This is a genomic window from Haloarchaeobius litoreus, assembly GCF_024495425.1.
GTDB classification, from domain to species: Archaea; Halobacteriota; Halobacteria; order Halobacteriales; family Natrialbaceae; genus Haloarchaeobius; species Haloarchaeobius litoreus.
Genome location: NZ_JANHJR010000001.1, coordinates 505234 through 520017 on the forward strand (window position 1 = coordinate 505234; position 14784 = coordinate 520017).

At 60.6% G+C, this 14784-nt stretch carries 12 protein-coding genes and 3 pseudogenes; 9 read left to right on the forward strand and 6 right to left on the reverse strand.

Annotated elements, in window-relative coordinates:
* Positions 1–6 precede the first annotated feature (6 nt).
* The 4 genes from NOW55_RS02525 to NOW55_RS02540 all read left to right on the forward strand — a co-directional run bounded on the left by NOW55_RS02525 (position 7) and on the right by NOW55_RS02540 (position 4058).
* Positions 7–801, forward strand: a complete 795-nt coding sequence (locus NOW55_RS02525; protein ID WP_256398486.1) for a helix-turn-helix transcriptional regulator — start codon at positions 7–9, stop codon at positions 799–801.
* 188 nt (positions 802–989) lie between these two features.
* Positions 990–2360, forward strand: coding sequence for a selenium-binding protein SBP56-related protein (locus NOW55_RS02530; protein ID WP_256398487.1), 1371 nt, complete (start codon positions 990–992; stop codon positions 2358–2360).
* 4 nt (positions 2361–2364) lie between these two features.
* Positions 2365–2688, forward strand: coding sequence for a 2Fe-2S iron-sulfur cluster-binding protein (locus tag NOW55_RS02535; protein ID WP_256398488.1), 324 nt, complete (start codon positions 2365–2367; stop codon positions 2686–2688).
* Positions 2679–4058, forward strand: coding sequence for a DUF4395 family protein (locus NOW55_RS02540; protein WP_256398489.1), 1380 nt, complete (start codon positions 2679–2681; stop codon positions 4056–4058). Before NOW55_RS02535 ends, NOW55_RS02540 begins: the two co-directional genes overlap by 10 nt.
* A gap of 152 nt (positions 4059–4210) precedes the next feature.
* Here NOW55_RS02540 and NOW55_RS02545 read toward each other — a convergent pair whose 3' ends face one another.
* Entirely contained in the window at positions 4211–5749 is a 1539-nt protein-coding gene (locus NOW55_RS02545) for a pyridoxal phosphate-dependent decarboxylase family protein (protein WP_256398490.1), read from the reverse strand.
* Positions 5750–5945: 196 nt separating this feature from the next.
* On the opposite strand from NOW55_RS02545, the gene NOW55_RS02550 reads away from it, so the two are divergent.
* Entirely contained in the window at positions 5946–6560 is a 615-nt protein-coding gene (locus NOW55_RS02550; RefSeq protein ID WP_256398491.1) for a class I SAM-dependent methyltransferase, read from the forward strand.
* Between the two features lie 888 nt (positions 6561–7448).
* Here the strand turns inward: NOW55_RS02550 and NOW55_RS02555 are convergent.
* Together NOW55_RS02555 and NOW55_RS02560 are read right to left on the reverse strand one after the other, a co-directional pair.
* Complete coding sequence (locus NOW55_RS02555; protein ID WP_256398492.1) at positions 7449–8084, reverse strand: SDR family oxidoreductase; 636 nt, start codon at positions 8082–8084, stop codon at positions 7449–7451.
* Between the two features lie 242 nt (positions 8085–8326).
* Positions 8327–9724, reverse strand: coding sequence for a dihydrolipoyl dehydrogenase family protein (locus tag NOW55_RS02560; protein ID WP_256398493.1), 1398 nt, complete (start codon positions 9722–9724; stop codon positions 8327–8329).
* A gap of 230 nt (positions 9725–9954) precedes the next feature.
* Here NOW55_RS02560 and NOW55_RS02565 point away from each other — a divergent pair.
* Positions 9955–10059 (forward strand): annotated as a pseudogene (locus NOW55_RS02565) (trehalase-like domain-containing protein); the annotation flags it as partial.
* 30 nt (positions 10060–10089) lie between these two features.
* Here the strand turns inward: NOW55_RS02565 and NOW55_RS02570 are convergent.
* Positions 10090–10738, reverse strand: a pseudogene (locus NOW55_RS02570) (DNA-binding protein); the annotation flags it as partial.
* A gap of 157 nt (positions 10739–10895) precedes the next feature.
* Between NOW55_RS02570 and NOW55_RS02575 the strand changes: the two are divergent.
* From NOW55_RS02575 to NOW55_RS02585, 3 genes and pseudogenes are all read left to right on the forward strand, one after another.
* The gene (locus tag NOW55_RS02575; protein WP_256398494.1) at positions 10896–11843 is read left to right on the forward strand and encodes a zinc-binding dehydrogenase; all 948 of its coding nucleotides are present in this window, start codon (positions 10896–10898) and stop codon (positions 11841–11843) included.
* Positions 11844–12094: 251 nt separating this feature from the next.
* Positions 12095–12262 (forward strand): annotated as a pseudogene (locus NOW55_RS02580) (RimK/LysX family protein); the annotation flags it as partial.
* A gap of 557 nt (positions 12263–12819) precedes the next feature.
* Entirely contained in the window at positions 12820–13158 is a 339-nt protein-coding gene (locus tag NOW55_RS02585; RefSeq protein ID WP_256398495.1) for a DsrE family protein, read from the forward strand.
* Positions 13159–13527: 369 nt separating this feature from the next.
* Here NOW55_RS02585 and NOW55_RS02590 read toward each other — a convergent pair whose 3' ends face one another.
* Positions 13528–13833, reverse strand: a complete 306-nt coding sequence (locus NOW55_RS02590; protein WP_256398497.1) for a chorismate mutase — start codon at positions 13831–13833, stop codon at positions 13528–13530.
* The gene (locus NOW55_RS02595) at positions 13791–14642 is read right to left on the reverse strand and encodes a shikimate kinase (RefSeq protein ID WP_256398498.1); all 852 of its coding nucleotides are present in this window, start codon (positions 14640–14642) and stop codon (positions 13791–13793) included. Before NOW55_RS02595 ends, NOW55_RS02590 begins: the two co-directional genes overlap by 43 nt.
* Between the last annotated feature and the right edge of the window lie 142 nt (positions 14643–14784).

A 14784-nucleotide genomic window follows, 5' to 3' on the forward strand; every position in this document is an offset into this window, starting at 1 on the left:
ACAGTTATGACCACGCCCCTCGAGGAGATCGAGTTTCTCGCGCGGTCGCCGAACAGGGTAACCGTTCTCGACGAACTGACCCAGGGGCCGATTGGACGGTACGAATTGGAGGACTCGACTGGCGTGACACGAGCCACCCTCGGTCGTATTCTCGAAGATTTCATGGAGCGAGGATGGCTCCGTGAGGAGGACCGACAGTACCAGACGACCCAGCTCGGCACGTACGTCTCGCGGGAAATGATGAACGTCTTGGAACGGTTTGAGGCGGTCCCTGCACTCAATGAGGTGGCGCAGTGGTTCCCCGATGAGGGGTTCGGTTTTGACCTCAGGAGTCTCGCTGGCTCACGGATCATTCAATCAACGAAGCAGAATGCCCTTGCTCCAACGGCCCATATCTCGAAACGCATCCGAGGTGCCGACCGCGTCCGACTCATCACGTATTCTGTGCTTGCGGACGTCATGGACGAGTGCTGGCGGGGAATCGTCGATGGCGGGCTCGAACTCGAAGGCGTGCTCGATAGTGGAGCGCTCGAGAGCTTCGGAACCGACCCGCAGATACTCGAACAGGCACGAGAAATGATTGAAACCGAGCATTCAGAGGTCTACGTGTACAACGGCGACATCCCGTCTACCGTGTTCATCGTCGACGACGTGGTGCTCCTATGCCTGTCGGGTGGTCAGGGCGCACCGCTCGCGGTGATCGAGACCGACGACGAGGCGGTCCGCTCGTGGGCCGAGTCCACCATCGACGACCTCCGCGACGATGGAGAGCGACTCGACCCGGCCCTGTTCACGGCGTGAGCGTCGTTTGTCGGTGAGAGGGTGGCCCTCGTCGAATGTGGCATCGCGAATGAAACTGACGAATTCGTCGATCGACCTGTCCTCATAACTAGACTCACTCCGTGCACGGTTCTCACACCGTGTAAGACTCCCAGTGAGAGTGTATATCGGGTTCTCGGCGGAACAGTTACTTGCGGAGGGAATCGGCCATGGCAACTGATCACCAGCACCACGACCACGAAATGGACGGTCCGGGATACACCACACCCCAGGCCGCAATCGAAGAATCGACCCCAGAACAAGTCGCCTACGTCATCGGGCTCTACACCGGCAGTGACGTCGATGCACCGGACTTCATCGCGGTGGTCGATCTCGACCCGGACTCGGACACCTACCAGGAGATCGTCCACCGTGTCGAGATGCCGAACCGTGGCGACGAACTCCACCACTTCGGCTGGAACGCCTGTTCATCGTCGTGCCACGTCGAAGGGCTGGCGCGCCAACACCTCGTGATCCCCGGTAACCGATCCGGGCGTATCCACGTCGTCGACACGGCGGACCGTCGCAATCCCGAGTTGCTGACGGTTATCGAACCCGAGGAGGTCCACGAGTACGATCTCTCGGGGCCTCACACCGTCCACTGCATCCCTGATGGGAAGATCCTCATCAGCATGACCGGCAACGCCGATGGTGACCTCCCCGGCGGCTTTCTCGAATTGAACGACGAGTTCGAGATCGAACGCCGGTGGGACGCGCCCGGCGAGATCGAGTTCAACTACGACTTCTGGTACCAGCCGCGCCACGACGTGATGATCTCCAGCGAGTGGGCCGCGCCGAGAACATACCAACCGGGTTTCGACATGGAGGACGTCGAGGCCGGGGAGTACGGCCACCGCCTGCACTTCTGGAACTGGACGGATCGGACGGTCGAGCAGACGGTCGAACTAGGCGAAGAGGGGCTCGTCCCCCTGGAGACGCGGTTCCTCCACAGTCCAGAGTCGGTCCACGGGTACGTCAACGCCGCGCTCTCCTCGAACATCTTCCACTTCTGGGAGGAGGATGACGAGTATCAGGTCGAGAAGGTCATCGACTTCGAGTCGGGCGAGCACGCGGACTGGGACATGCCCGTCCCTGCGCTCCCGGTGGATATCCTCGTCTCGATGGACGACCGCTATCTCTTCGGGAGCAATTGGCTCCAAGGCGAGGTCTGGATGTACGACATCAGCGACCCGAAGACGCTACGGAAGGCTGACTCGATCTCCATCGGCGGGTACTTCGGTGACATCCGGGAGGTCCAGGGCCGCGAACTCGTGGCCGGCCCACAGATGCTCCAACTCTCGCTGGACGGCGAGCGCCTCTACTGGACGACATCGCTCTACTCGACGTGGGACGACCAGTTCTTCCCAGAGGAGCGCGAGCGGGGCTCGGTGATGTTGAAGGCCGACGTGAACCCGCGGAAGGGGACGATGACTCTGGACGAGGAGTTCCTCGTCGACTTCGGAGAGTTGCCTGCTGGGCCGGCGCGCGCACACGAGATTCGCTGGCCCGACGGCGACTGCACTAGCGACGTCTGGCTGTAGTGTGATGGCACCCACTCCCACGCTCACCCTCCTGTGGCGGGACGGAAGCGAAGAGGCCGTGCGAGCGAGTGGGGAGAGTACGGTCCTGGAGGCGGCTGAGTCGGCAGCAATCGGCCTGCCGTTCGGATGTCGTACTGGCGCATGCGGTACCTGTGCCGGGCGGTCAGTCGAAGGAACCGTCCAGTATAATCGTCCACCGCGGGCGTTGAAGACCCGGCACAGTGAGGCAGGTTACCTGCTTTGCTGTATCGCCCGACCTCTCACTGACTGCCAAATCGAGGTCGGGGCAGACGTACGGGCAGAAATGGTGTCGAACCCATGGAAGTAACGAACCGAAAAGAGCCGCAACCGTTGTCCACACCTGCCGGTGACGGACGCCCGCTGCGTTTCGCCAAATCACAGAAAATCCTACTATCAGGCACGCAGCGACTCCTCATTCGTCTCACGGTCTGGTTCGCTGCCCTCGTCGTCGGAGTGACACCGGTGGGCGCGCACGGAGCTGATGGACACGGCGGCGCTCCCGTCGCGTTCGCGGTCGTACTCGGCTTACCCATCATCGCTGGCCTCGTTGGGGGCGCCGTCATCGTTCGATGCAGAAACGAGGACCACAGGGCCGGGAGGGGTCATCCTACGAGTATCGGCCTCTTGCTCATCGTCTTGGGTATCACGTTCGCGGGGACTGCACTTTCGAGGAGCCTTTCACTGGGTATCGGAGGCGGAATCGTCGGTTCGCTTTCGGTACTGTGGGCCGCGCACAGTCGCGCATCCAAACGGCACGGGCACCTTTCGCACGCGAACCTCTCGCTCGGTGCCGTCTTCCTGCATCGCCTGTTCGAAGGAATCGTGCTCGGGACGCTCTACAGCGTCGGCGCAGCCGTGGGACTACTCGGTGCTGTCGTCATTGCCGGCCACACGGCCCTCGAAACGGTAGCAGTCGGAGGTCTGTTCACCCCTCACCGTCTCCGAGTTGTTGGCGCAGTCGTCCTGCTTCAGGTCGGCTACGCTGTCGGCGCCATGGTCGGAATCGTCGTAGCTGGGACCGTCCCGTCATCGGTCCACACCATCGCACTCGCGCTCGCCGGAGGGATACTCCTCGTCACGGGGATCAATGAATCGAGACGCGCCTCTCCAATCCATCCGACGGAGATACCCATCAAGGGACAACGTGCTAGGGTACCGGACGGTGGGCAACGGGTAGAAAGAGAGCGGACGGCCATCACGCTGCCAATCAAGCGGCGGCTCGAAATGCAGGGCTTCACGTGCTCGTCGGACCCAGCGTTCGAAGCCGTCGTCCCGTGGCTTCGGTTGTCGCCTGCGCTTACCACCACCGTCGCCACGCTAGGAATCATCCTGCCGTCACCGCTCGTCCTCGTCACCCTCGCTCTCGTCACGGGGTTCTGTGCGGTGACCACCCGACATCCATTCGACCTCCTCTACAATCACGGCATCCGGACGCTGATCGGGTCCGCGACGCTTCCTCGTAACGAAGTACCACGCCGGTTCGCCTGTGGCATGGCCACGGTCTGGTTAGTGATGACTGCGATCGCCTTCTGGAGGGGTACGACGCTCGTCGGATATGTTCTCGGTCTGCTGTTGATTGCATTCGGTGGACTCGTCGCCACGACGCACTTCTGTTTCGGGGCACTGGTGTATCGAGTACTGGTTCGACGTGGCGCCGAGCTGTTCCTCAGGTCATGATGGAATCTACCCACATCCGCGGCGAGACGACGGTGCAGGGGTTGTAGCAACTCAGCGGTCTGCAACTAACAGCGCCAGGATATTGCTGAGAGAACTGTCACTTGATACTGGTGTAGTCAGGGAGGAGGCGAGAGCAGTCTTGTATAACATGGTCAGACCGGGAGGCTCGCATTCTCACGCCACTCCTCATCTACCCGCGCTCCAATTTCCGTCAGGCTGTCGAACACTGTTTCGATGTCATCGATGGTCGTCCGGTGGCTGCAAATCGACATTCGGAGGGCGCGGCGGTCCTGGATCGACGTGGTCGTGAGAAATGCGAGTCCACTCTGCACGACCTCGTCTGCGATGCGCTGGTTGAGTTCGTCGAGGTACTGGTTGACTCGCACCAGCGGGACCGCCGGCGGGTCGACCAGCACCTCCTGGAGGTCTGCCGGAACGTAGCGGAACGAGTAGATGAACAAATTCGGTTCCTGAACTGCTGCGAAGTGGTCGTGAGCCCGGACGAGCGTATCGAGATGCTCGGCGCAGTTGACGCTCTTGCGCAGCAGCGCCTGATATCCCTCCTGCCCGTAGTGCTTCAGGGTCATCCAGAGCTTCAGCGCACGGAACCCGCGGGACATCTGCGGCCCGAACTCGTAGTAGTCGAATTCCTCCGGAGTCTCCGCAACTGACCCTCGGAGATACGACGCGTCCATCGCGAACGTCCGTGCGAGGATCTCCTGCTCGCGGACGAGAACGGCACCGCACTCATAGGGAATGAACAACCACTTGTGGGGGTCGACCGTTACGGAGTCAGCACGCTCCATCCCCGCATAGCGCGGCTCGAACTCGGGGACCATCGCCCCTACCGCCCCGCAGGCGCCATCGACGTGGAACCAGAGGTCGCGCTCCGCACAGATGTCGGCGAGTGCGTCAAGGGGGTCGATTGCACTCACGTTGATAGAGCCTGCCTGGCCGATGATACAGAAGGGTTCGTCTCCGTTTGCTTGGTCGGCTTCTAGCATCTGTTCGAGAGCGGCCACGTCCATCGTGAAGTCGTCGTGACTCGGCACTCGTCGGACGGCGTCGCGACCGAGATTCAGCATGTCTGCAACCCGGACGACGCTGGAGTGGCCCTCGTGATCGGCCACGTACAGTGTATACCGTGGGCGGTCGGTCTCCTGCAACCCAAGATCGGTTGTTTCGAAATCGGTATGCTTGCGGAGTGCGGCCAGAAGAGCGGTGAAGTTGGCCATTGTCCCGCCGCTGGTTAGCAGACCGCCAGTCTCAGATGAGTATCCGATCGCCTCTGCCAGCCACTGGATGCAGCGGCGCTCAACCTCCGTCCCTGAGGGTGCCGGGTGCCAACCGCCCGTGTTCATGTTCACCGTTGCTGCGATGGCGTCGGCTAGCGGAGCAAGCGGGGTACCCGACCCCATCACGAAGCCAAAGTATCGCGGCGAGGGGTTGTGGGTCGCATAGGGGATGACGAACTCTTCAACAGCGTCGAGGATCAGTTCCGGATCTTCACCCTCCTCGGGAAGAGGTTCGTCGAACGCAGTAACGATGTCCTCAGGGTCGGCCTGGACGTAGACCGAACGGTCATCGATACTCTCGTAGTAGTCGGCGATGATGTCCACGGTCCGGTATCCCAGTTCCCGGAACGTATCGTGGTCGAATTCGGAAACCGACGACTCATCTGGGGGTTTCATAACAGACGCTACGCTTTGGGGGGAGTTAACAACTAACACTAGCCGAGGGTAAACGACGGGATTCTCACCTTGAAAAATGATAGAACGCCTAAGACGTGTGTTTTGAGTCTTCCCTGCTCTCACGTTGCTCAGCTTTGTTCAGTTCGATAGCAAATTTATCGCCCCTCATAAATACACAAGGAGATATTGTTTGGTAATGCGATATGATGAGCGGGAGGATGTGTATGGCCGTGAGGAGTACTATTGGGGAACGGAGCCGAACAAGATGGCCGAGAAAACGGTCGAGGTGGCACCGGTGGTGGAAAATACGATAACAGCGATTGATATCGGAGCCGGTGAGGGACGAGATGCGGTGTTTTTCGCCGAACAAGGATGGCACGTCTATGCGACGGATGTTTCCCCTAACGGGCTGGCGAAGGCAGAACAACTTGCCGAGACTCGGGGAGTGACGCTTCAGACTATCGAAGCCGATGCAAATGACGCCACCCTTCCTGAGCCGGTCGATGTAGTCTATTCGGCCGGGGCGATCCAGTACATCCGCCCTGAGAACCGCGAGCGGCAGTTTGAGCACTTTAAATCTACAACGGCTCCCAGCGGGATCCATGCGATGTTCGCTTTCGTTGACCATCCCGACATCTCGACGCCACCGGATTGGACGAAAAACGAGTATTTCTACGCACAAGGTGAACTGGCAGAATATTACACAGAGTGGGAAGTGCTGCAAGCCGAGAGGTTCGTGTTCGATGACGATTCGGGTGACGAACGCCACCAACACGCCGCTGAGATACTCTACGCTCAGAAACCAAACTAACCGGCTATCCTATCCGATATACGCACTTCCTGTACTTCCCGATAATCTGTTATTGTGAGACGAATCCGACATATAGCATGAAACGGTCGTCGTGGCCGTATGTGCAACAGACTTGGGTCGAATCTTCCGGCTGCTCATCGAGTCTGAAAATACGGAGGGTGCTGTCGTGGATCGAGTTCCAAAGCACCAGTCCGTAGTTAGAAGCTCTGTGACAGCCGTCCTTTCCCCTACCGACTCTCCCGCTGCTCCACCTTGTTCAGGTAGCTGAAATCCGTAACACACACGTGTGAAAGAAAGCCGTTTTCCGAATCTGAAACCCTCGGATACAGTACGTAGAATCAATTTCTCGTCCCCGCTTATAAATGAGAGAGTGCAGTGGATAGTGAATCGCCGCAAACTGTCCTCAAAAAACGTCCGGCGACTTCCCGGTAATCGCCCACGATGGTCTCTGCCGTGGCCCTGTTGAAATCCTGAACAGTGACATCTTTCGACGCCCGTACTGAATACACAGCGCGTATCTTGTATGGAGCTCCGGCCAGTTCGAATCGGTCAATATAGGACGCTCATAACCGATTAATACAGGGCATTACTTACCAATTGGATGAATGTTTGACTGTAGACCGACGGGTACCGATGGTGGGGAAGAGGAGTTGGTCAGGCACTCACCGTCCAATGGGTCTTATACAGGCCATCCTCAGAACAGTACGGAGACCGCGCACTGAATTCGGATTCTAGTCGGGAAGACTGGATCGGCGAACGGTACAGGAATCCCCCAACTACTACAAAAGCAAAGACGAATCAGGAGATCCAATTCGACGGGCTGACGTCGTGGTGCGCTACGCGCCGGAAGACCGGTAGACGTTCGCGTCCTCTCGCCGAACCATGCAATCAGCCGTCCAGCGGCTCCTGTAACGCCTCCTCTATCGGCTCGTCGCCGGCCGCGATTTCGAACGTTTCGCCGTACGTGCTCTTGGCCTCGAGCGCCGCGACCAGTGTCCGGGCGACGTCCTCGCGCGGGATATCCACGTCGTCCCCGTCGAGATCGGCGCCGATTCTGATTCGTCCGGTGCCGTCCTCGTCTGTCAGCGGCCCGGGCCGGATAATCGTGTACGTCAGGTCGCTCTCCCGGAGGTACTCGTCGGCCTCGGCCTTCGCCTGGAGGTACTCTCGCAGCGCTTCCGGGCCGCTCTCGGGGCGATCGGCGTTAATCGAGCTGAGCATCACGAACCGTTTGATGCCTTCGGATTCGGCCGCGTCGACGAGGTTGATCGCGCCGTCGCGGTCGACGCCCCACACGTCCTCGCCGCCCGAACCCGCGGCGAAAATGATCGCGTCGATTCCCTCGACAGCGTGCGAGACGTCCCCGGTCAGATCCGCGACGACCGGCTCGGCGCCCAGGTCCTCGATGTCCGACGCTTGCGACTCCGCGCGAACCATCCCCCGAACACTGTGGTCGCTCTCGGCGAGGATATGTGTCGCGTGTTGGCCGACCTGTCCGTGCGAACCGGCAACGAGTACGTTCATACGCTAGATATCGGTCGGTATCGTGAAGAGGGTGGCGGCGATCGGCGGTCACAGGAGCGACGCAATAAAGGAAAGGGGACCACGTTGTGGTCGGAGCCGGATGCCTCAATGGCCTCGCATCCAACGTTGCCCGCCGCTCCGGTGAGTGCTATGCGAATTATCAGTAGCCTCTCGGCCCTTCACGGGTGTGGAGATGTGGTATGGTCTCACGAGCCGTGACAGCGCACGGTCCCGTCGCTCGATCAGAGACCGGAGGGAGCTACGTTGCACGCGTCGCGGAAGGCACCCTGGACGACCTCCGAGATGGCGGGGTGGACGTGGATCGTCTCTGCGATCAGCTCTGCATCGGCACCCGCTGCGACGGCCGTGCTCACCTCGTGAATCATCGTTGACGCCTCCGGGCCAATGATGTGACAGCCGAGCACCTCGCCCCCGCTCCCCACGATAGCCTTCGCGAATCCGCCCTCGTTACGCAGCGCCACCCCGAGCGCCGTGTCGTCGTAGGCGCAGGTTCCCACCTCGTAGACGACCCCCTCGTCGAGGTCACCCTCGTTTTGCCCGAGGCTGGCGACCTGCGGCGACCCGAAGATGGCGTGAGCCATCCCTGGGTACTCGACGGGTCGCTCGTTCCCGCGAACGGCGTTCTCGACGACGTATTTGGCCTCGTTGTCACCAGAGTGTTTGAACATATAGTTGCCCGCGATATCGCCCATTGCGTAGACGCCGTCGACCGACGTACGGAGGTACTCGTCGGTTTTGACGAACCCCTTTTCATCGGTCTCGATGTCGGCTGCCGAGACGTTCCAGACATCGCTGTTCGGTTTCCGGCCAGTTGCGATCAGGAGCCGGTCACCGCGAACATTGATCTCCTCGCCACCTTCCGACTCGGCGGTGACCACGCGCTCGCCGTCCTCATCTGCGATTGCCGTCGCTTCGAATCCGAGGTGTAACTCGTGTTTCTCCCGGTAGGCATCGGTGAGGCGCGCGGCTATCGCCGCGTCCTCTCGGGCGACGAGTGCGTCGCCACGGCCAACGATGGTCACGTCGCTGCCTACTTGTGAGAAGAAGTGACTCATCTCGACGGCGATGTAGCCGCCACCGACCACGACGAGTCGGTCAGGGAGTGTGTCAAGCCGAAGCGCCTCGTCGCTCGTAAGGTAGGGCGTTTCGTGGGTCCCGTCGATGGAGTCAGGGATCATCGGTCGGCTCCCGCCCGCCAGAACGATTGTCTCGGCAGCGAGCCGGTCGCCGCCCGGGCCGTCGTTGCTGTCGACTTCCACCTCGTGTGGACCGACGAACCGTCCCTCGGTCTGATAGAAGGTGAGGTTGCTTCGGTTGCGCGCGCGGCGAGCCTTCTCTTCGGCCGCCTCAGTGACGGTCTCTATCACGTCGTCGACGATTTCGCTGAACGCGATGCCATCGACGGACGCCTCGATACCGAACTCGTCGGCGTGACGGACGGTCTCGGCGATGTCCGCGCGGTGAATGAGTTTTTTCGAGGGGTTACAGCCGCGGTTCAGGCAGGTACCACCGAGCAGCCCTCGCTCGACGAGCGCCGTGTCCATCCCCATGTCGGCCGCCGCTGCGGCGACCTGGTTTCCGGTCCCGCCACCGAGCACGATGAGGTCGTGATCAGTCATTCTGCCTAGTGGTTGGGGGTTCAGGGGGGAGCCTCTTTCGCCTAGGAGGGTACCCTGGGTGCTCGTCCCCCGTTCGTTTTTTGGACTGGCACCCCAAACGCCCCCATGACTGCTGAATCACACAATGGATCGCACCTGATGCTCCACGTGAGGTGGGGCCGATGAGCGAGTGTGAATACACGCCAATCTAGGACTACGGTCTCGTGGGGAACTTGGAGATCGCCGCGTTCGTGGCCCCCGATGGGTCGATCGACTGGTTCCCCGTCCCGCACGTCGATTCCTCGAGTATCTTCGCCGCGATACTCGATGCGGACCGCGGCGGTCATTTTCGCATCGGTTCTATCAGCGGGGAAACGAGAACCCTGCGCTATCTCGACGGGACAAACGTCCTCGAGCTTTCCGATGGGAACCACCTGTCCCGGCGCCGTCTGCAACTCCTTGAACACCCCGACGACTGCACTCGTCAGGTCTTTTCCACTGACTACGGCTTCACCCAGGCGCTGGCCAATCGCTGCTCGCGACCAGCCATCCAGCTTCTCCGCCAGCCGCATCGACTGCTTGTTCACCGCCGCCAACTGCTCCTGCGTCAATTCTGCACGAGGGTCGTCTCGCTCTGGGTCTGCCCCACGGGTCCACGCTCGCCGCCTGTTTCTGGAACTCTGCACGCCGCTCAGCGCTCCGCTTCGCTGCGATGTCTCGCGTGCGCTTCTCCCGACCTTCTTGCGTCCCCATCTCTGTCTTGGCACTGATGCGCTCCAATTCAGCTTCTCGCGCCCGAATGCGCTCTTCCTGTTCGAGGGTCGCACCGTAGATCCGCTCTTCACTGGTGTCAACCATCCCATCCGGGTGGTTTGCATCGACCTTTGCTTGCACCTCCATCTGCACCGTCGCCTGGAATTCCGGCGTCTCATCGACGACCTCGAAGCCGTCCTCATCGACCGCCGCTTCGTCTGCTTTTTCGAATGCCTGTTCATCGACCGAAACTACTCCACTGGGAACGTTCTTACTTGACATTGGAATTCTCCAAAATTCCGAAGGCGCTCACGCGCCCGACACCGCGATGCTGCTACATCGCGGTTCTTCGACGACACGCCCGACAGAACCATCTACGCGCTCTCGGGGATTGGGGGTGAATACGCGTTCTTAAGTGCGTGCCGTGCTATTAGTTAGCATGGACGCAATGGTCATTACGGAGTTTGGCGGCACTGATGTCTTCGAACGACGTGACGTCGAGAAGCCGACTCCGGGGCCGACAGAGCTGTTGGTTCGCGTCCACGCGTCATCTATCAACCCCGTCGACTGCCAGATTCGAGAGGCGGGCTCGTGGGCTGGCATCTCTCCGCCTACGGTCATCGGGTACGACGTCTCGGGCGTCGTCGAATCGGTCGGTGGCGCCGTTACGGACTTCGAAGCCGGGGACGAGGTGTTCTACACGCCGGAGATATTCGGCAAACAGGGAAGTTACGCCGAGTATCACGTCGCCGACGAGTCGATCGTCGCGCGAAAACCGGATCGCCTCTCGCATCAGGAAGCCGCTGCGCTCCCTCTCGCAGGCGGGACGGCCTGGGAGGCGATTGTGGACCGCGGTGATGTGATGGCCAGCGAGACTGTATTGATCCACGGCGCCGGCGGCGTCGGTTCCCACGCGGTCCAGATCGCCGATGCCAGCGGTGCACAGGTCGTCGCGACGGCGAGCCCCCAGACGGTCGAACAGACGGAAAACCTCGGAGCGACGCGAGCGATCGATTACGAATCGGAGTCGTTCGAGGACGTGATCACGTCGGAGTTCGACGAATCGATGGATTTAGTCTTCGATACCGTCGGCGGAGAGATGCTCGTGAAATCCACCGACGTCACGAAAGCCCACGGCCGACTGGTCACGATCCTCGAACCGGAAGGCGCGTGGGGCAACGCCTATCAGAAGAACCTGACTGTCGAGATGCTGTTCCTCGAACGCGATCGACGGCCCCTCGACGGGCTGCGCCGTCTCGTCGAGCAGGGCCGACTCGACCCCGTCATCGATTCGGTTCTGCCCCTAGAGGAGGTCGCAAAGGCCCACGAGATGGTCGAAGGAAGCGGCCTAACCGGCAAGGTGGTGCTTGACGTCGCCGGCGACTAACAGCCGCCACGGATTTCGACTTCTCACAGCGATAACAGCACGGAGAGCACTCTTCTGGGGTAGGTAGCTTACTTCAGCATGTAGGTGTTCACGGAATCAGTTTGTAGTCCCGAAACGGCCGTTCAGCAGGTGGGTTTTCGATACCGCTCTTGGGAAGTAGATTGGTGACGGCGAGAGCGACGGCTGAAAGTCGATGAATGCAAGGGCATCGCGCCAGCCGTGCCCGATATGTTTCCAATAAGCCGGTTCGTCTCGGAATCGGTGGGACTCAACACACTGTAGCCACGAGCATCGAAGACCGGGGCCATATGGAGTACCCGGTATTGCTCGGCCGAGACATCCTCTCGGAGTATCGCGTCGATGTGGAGAAGCGAGTCAGCGAATCGGGTAGTGGGTCGGCCCCACGGGGCGAAGAGTAGTCGGGACTCGATTCTTCGACTCGTCATGCTTGATCAGTAGTATGGAGGACAGACTGAGAGACTTGTCTGATCACTTGGGCACTGACAGTCTGCGGGCTTTTGAGACGATCTCTGCAAGATATGCGTCCTGTATGCAGCACAACTGTTTGAACCTCTCACCAGTTGCGAATTTCAACAAGGCTAACGGCTGGTCTCAGCTGCGAAAGAGTCCGCACTCAGATTGGATTGACAGTGGGAGTAGTTGCAGTGGTGTCAACTTCCATGATGTCGACGTCGTCACGGGTGTGCGTCCGTAGGTATGCACCAATGTCGGGTTCGTTCCTGAGGAGGCGACTGATGAGGCGACGCCACGATGGGTCTCCGTCTCAGAGATTCAGAGGGAATCGACGGATAGAGTGACGGCACTCTATCTGTAGCTCGCAGTCGGGTTCCGGACGAAAAAGCGAGTCAACGGAACCGCAACTATCGAAAACCACCTGATTGACTCTTATCCTTCTTCAGCACCTTGTCATTTGTGAGCAATAAGCATTAGACCGTGCTCCGCGTAACGGACGTGTATGCAAACCGTTATTCATCTCGTTTCAGGAGACGTGACCGAGCAGAAAACAGCGCTGACTATTGCGAAAAACCTCTTGGACGACGAGACTGGCAGTATAGACGACGTTGCGGTTGTCGTTCAGGCGGATGGAATGAAGGCGATCAAAACTGGCCAAGAGAGCGAGGAGCAAGTTCGGGCCCTCTTGGACGACGGTGTCTCATTCAAGGCCTGTAGCAACACACTTGAGATGATGGATCTTGACGAATCCGACCTCGTTGAGGGCGTTGAGGCCGTCCCAGAGGGTGCTGTGGAAGTAACGCGATTGGAAACGGAAGGATACGCCTATATGCGGCCGTAGTGACCTCACGAAACTCTCACTTGATTTGGGAAAGTTTGCAGTCTAGTTCTTGCGGATGGCTCAGTCAAATACTGGTGGAATAAACAGAGTCCACCCTCTGTATGCAGCATGAGACTCTTGGCAGATGATTGATTAAAAGCGCCTATTCTCGTGACGCATCCGTCGAATAGCGATCCCAACCAACAGAAAGGTCGTGAACAAATAGCCTCGAATATCTCGACAGTCGCCGCAAGGTCACATTTAGATTCGGTGTCCGAGGCGGCTGTGGAACTGTGTTACCGTTCACCGACCGAGAAACTACAGAACAACTGCCGGAAGAAGAATTAGCTATCCGAACCGCAATAGATGCCCTAAAACAGCCGAATTTGGCTACCGACTCTCCCGCTGCTCTACCTTGTTCAGCTCGATGAGCAGCCGGAAGATCGCCTTGACGAGGTTTGCGTCGACCTCGAATCGTTCGGCGTTCTCGCCGGCACGGTCCATCACCGCCTGCTCCTGCTGTTCGTCGGTCGTCGGCAGGCCCTGGTCGGCCTTGACGTCCGCGATGGTGTCGGCGACGTACGTCCGTCTCGCGATGAGTTCGACGAGGTCGCGGTCTATCTCCTCGATCTCCGCGCGGAGTTCGTCGAGGGTCATCTCGTCCGGCAGCCGGTCTGTCGTGTCGTCGTGTGCCATGTGGTTCCGTCTCTCTCGTTCCAGTGTCCTGCGAGCGATTCGAGCGCGTCCGGACTGCCGACGGCGACGTAGCTGGGGCCGGTCCCAGACAGCGAGACGCCGTCGACGGCGGGCATCCCTTCCAGGAGCGGCTCCGTCGGAAAGCCGAGCGCGCCACAGAAGGCGAAGCCGTTGACCGTCATCGCCTCGGCGTAGCGGCCGTCGAGCGCGAGCTCCTCGACGAGCGCCGCGAGCGGGGCGACCCGCCGGCAGCGGTCGACGTCGGCGTCGGCGCTGAACGCCTGGGCGTCGGGCCACCAGACGAGCACGTCCCAGTCGACGACCTCGTGGCTGAGGAGCTCGTCGCGGTCGTTGTCGGTGACGGTGACGCCGCCGAGCATGCTCGCGCTGGCGTCGTCGAACGCTCCGGTGACGGTGACGCCGGCGTCGCGGGCGGCCTGCACGCCGAGCCGGCAGGCGTCGAGGGGCTCGGGGTCGACATCGAGTGCGTCGGCGGTCGCCATCACGGTCGCGTTCGCGGCTGCGCTCGAACTCTTGAGGCCGGCGGCCATCGGTACCTCGCTCTCGGTGCGGACCGTCGCACCCTCACCGTCGCCCCACTCCGCGACCGCGAGTTCGGCGCAGCGCTCGACGAGACCGGTGTCGGCGTCGGGTGCATCGGCGATCTCGCCGCGGAACTCGCCGCTCGCGTCGAGGTCGACCGTCGCGGTCGTCTCGAGGTCGATGGCGAAGGCCGAGCCTCGCCCGGTCGCGAGCGCGTTGAGCACCGTCCCCGCGGCGGGGGCGACGGCGCGGCCCTGGCCGTCCATGTGCGACCGGATGACGAGGGGGAACTTGGCGGTTGTGGTGCTCCCCAAACCTGCCGGACTGGTGGCTGTTCATGCGAGCACGGCGGGTGTCACGCCAGCGTGCCACGGCTGTCCCCGCATCGCGGCGCTTTTGCCCGCCGCC

Excerpts from the sequence above, each read along its gene's own strand:
- NOW55_RS02525 (WP_256398486.1), top strand. The coding sequence starts at position 7 with ATGACCACGCCCCTCGAGGAGATCGAGTTTCTCGCGCGGTCGCCGAAC.
- NOW55_RS02530 (WP_256398487.1), top strand. The coding sequence starts at position 990 with ATGGCAACTGATCACCAGCACCACGACCACGAAATGGACGGTCCGGGA.
- NOW55_RS02535 (WP_256398488.1), top strand. The coding sequence starts at position 2,365 with ATGGCACCCACTCCCACGCTCACCCTCCTGTGGCGGGACGGAAGCGAA.
- NOW55_RS02540 (WP_256398489.1), top strand. The coding sequence starts at position 2,679 with ATGGAAGTAACGAACCGAAAAGAGCCGCAACCGTTGTCCACACCTGCC.
- NOW55_RS02545 (WP_256398490.1), bottom strand. The coding sequence starts at position 5,749 with ATGAAACCCCCAGATGAGTCGTCGGTTTCCGAATTCGACCACGATACG.
- NOW55_RS02550 (WP_256398491.1), top strand. The coding sequence starts at position 5,946 with ATGCGATATGATGAGCGGGAGGATGTGTATGGCCGTGAGGAGTACTAT.
- NOW55_RS02555 (WP_256398492.1), bottom strand. The coding sequence starts at position 8,084 with ATGAACGTACTCGTTGCCGGTTCGCACGGACAGGTCGGCCAACACGCG.
- NOW55_RS02560 (WP_256398493.1), bottom strand. The coding sequence starts at position 9,724 with ATGACTGATCACGACCTCATCGTGCTCGGTGGCGGGACCGGAAACCAG.
- NOW55_RS02575 (WP_256398494.1), top strand. The coding sequence starts at position 10,896 with ATGGACGCAATGGTCATTACGGAGTTTGGCGGCACTGATGTCTTCGAA.
- NOW55_RS02585 (WP_256398495.1), top strand. The coding sequence starts at position 12,820 with ATGCAAACCGTTATTCATCTCGTTTCAGGAGACGTGACCGAGCAGAAA.
- NOW55_RS02590 (WP_256398497.1), bottom strand. The coding sequence starts at position 13,833 with ATGGCACACGACGACACGACAGACCGGCTGCCGGACGAGATGACCCTC.
- NOW55_RS02595 (WP_256398498.1), bottom strand. The coding sequence starts at position 14,642 with ATGGACGGCCAGGGCCGCGCCGTCGCCCCCGCCGCGGGGACGGTGCTC.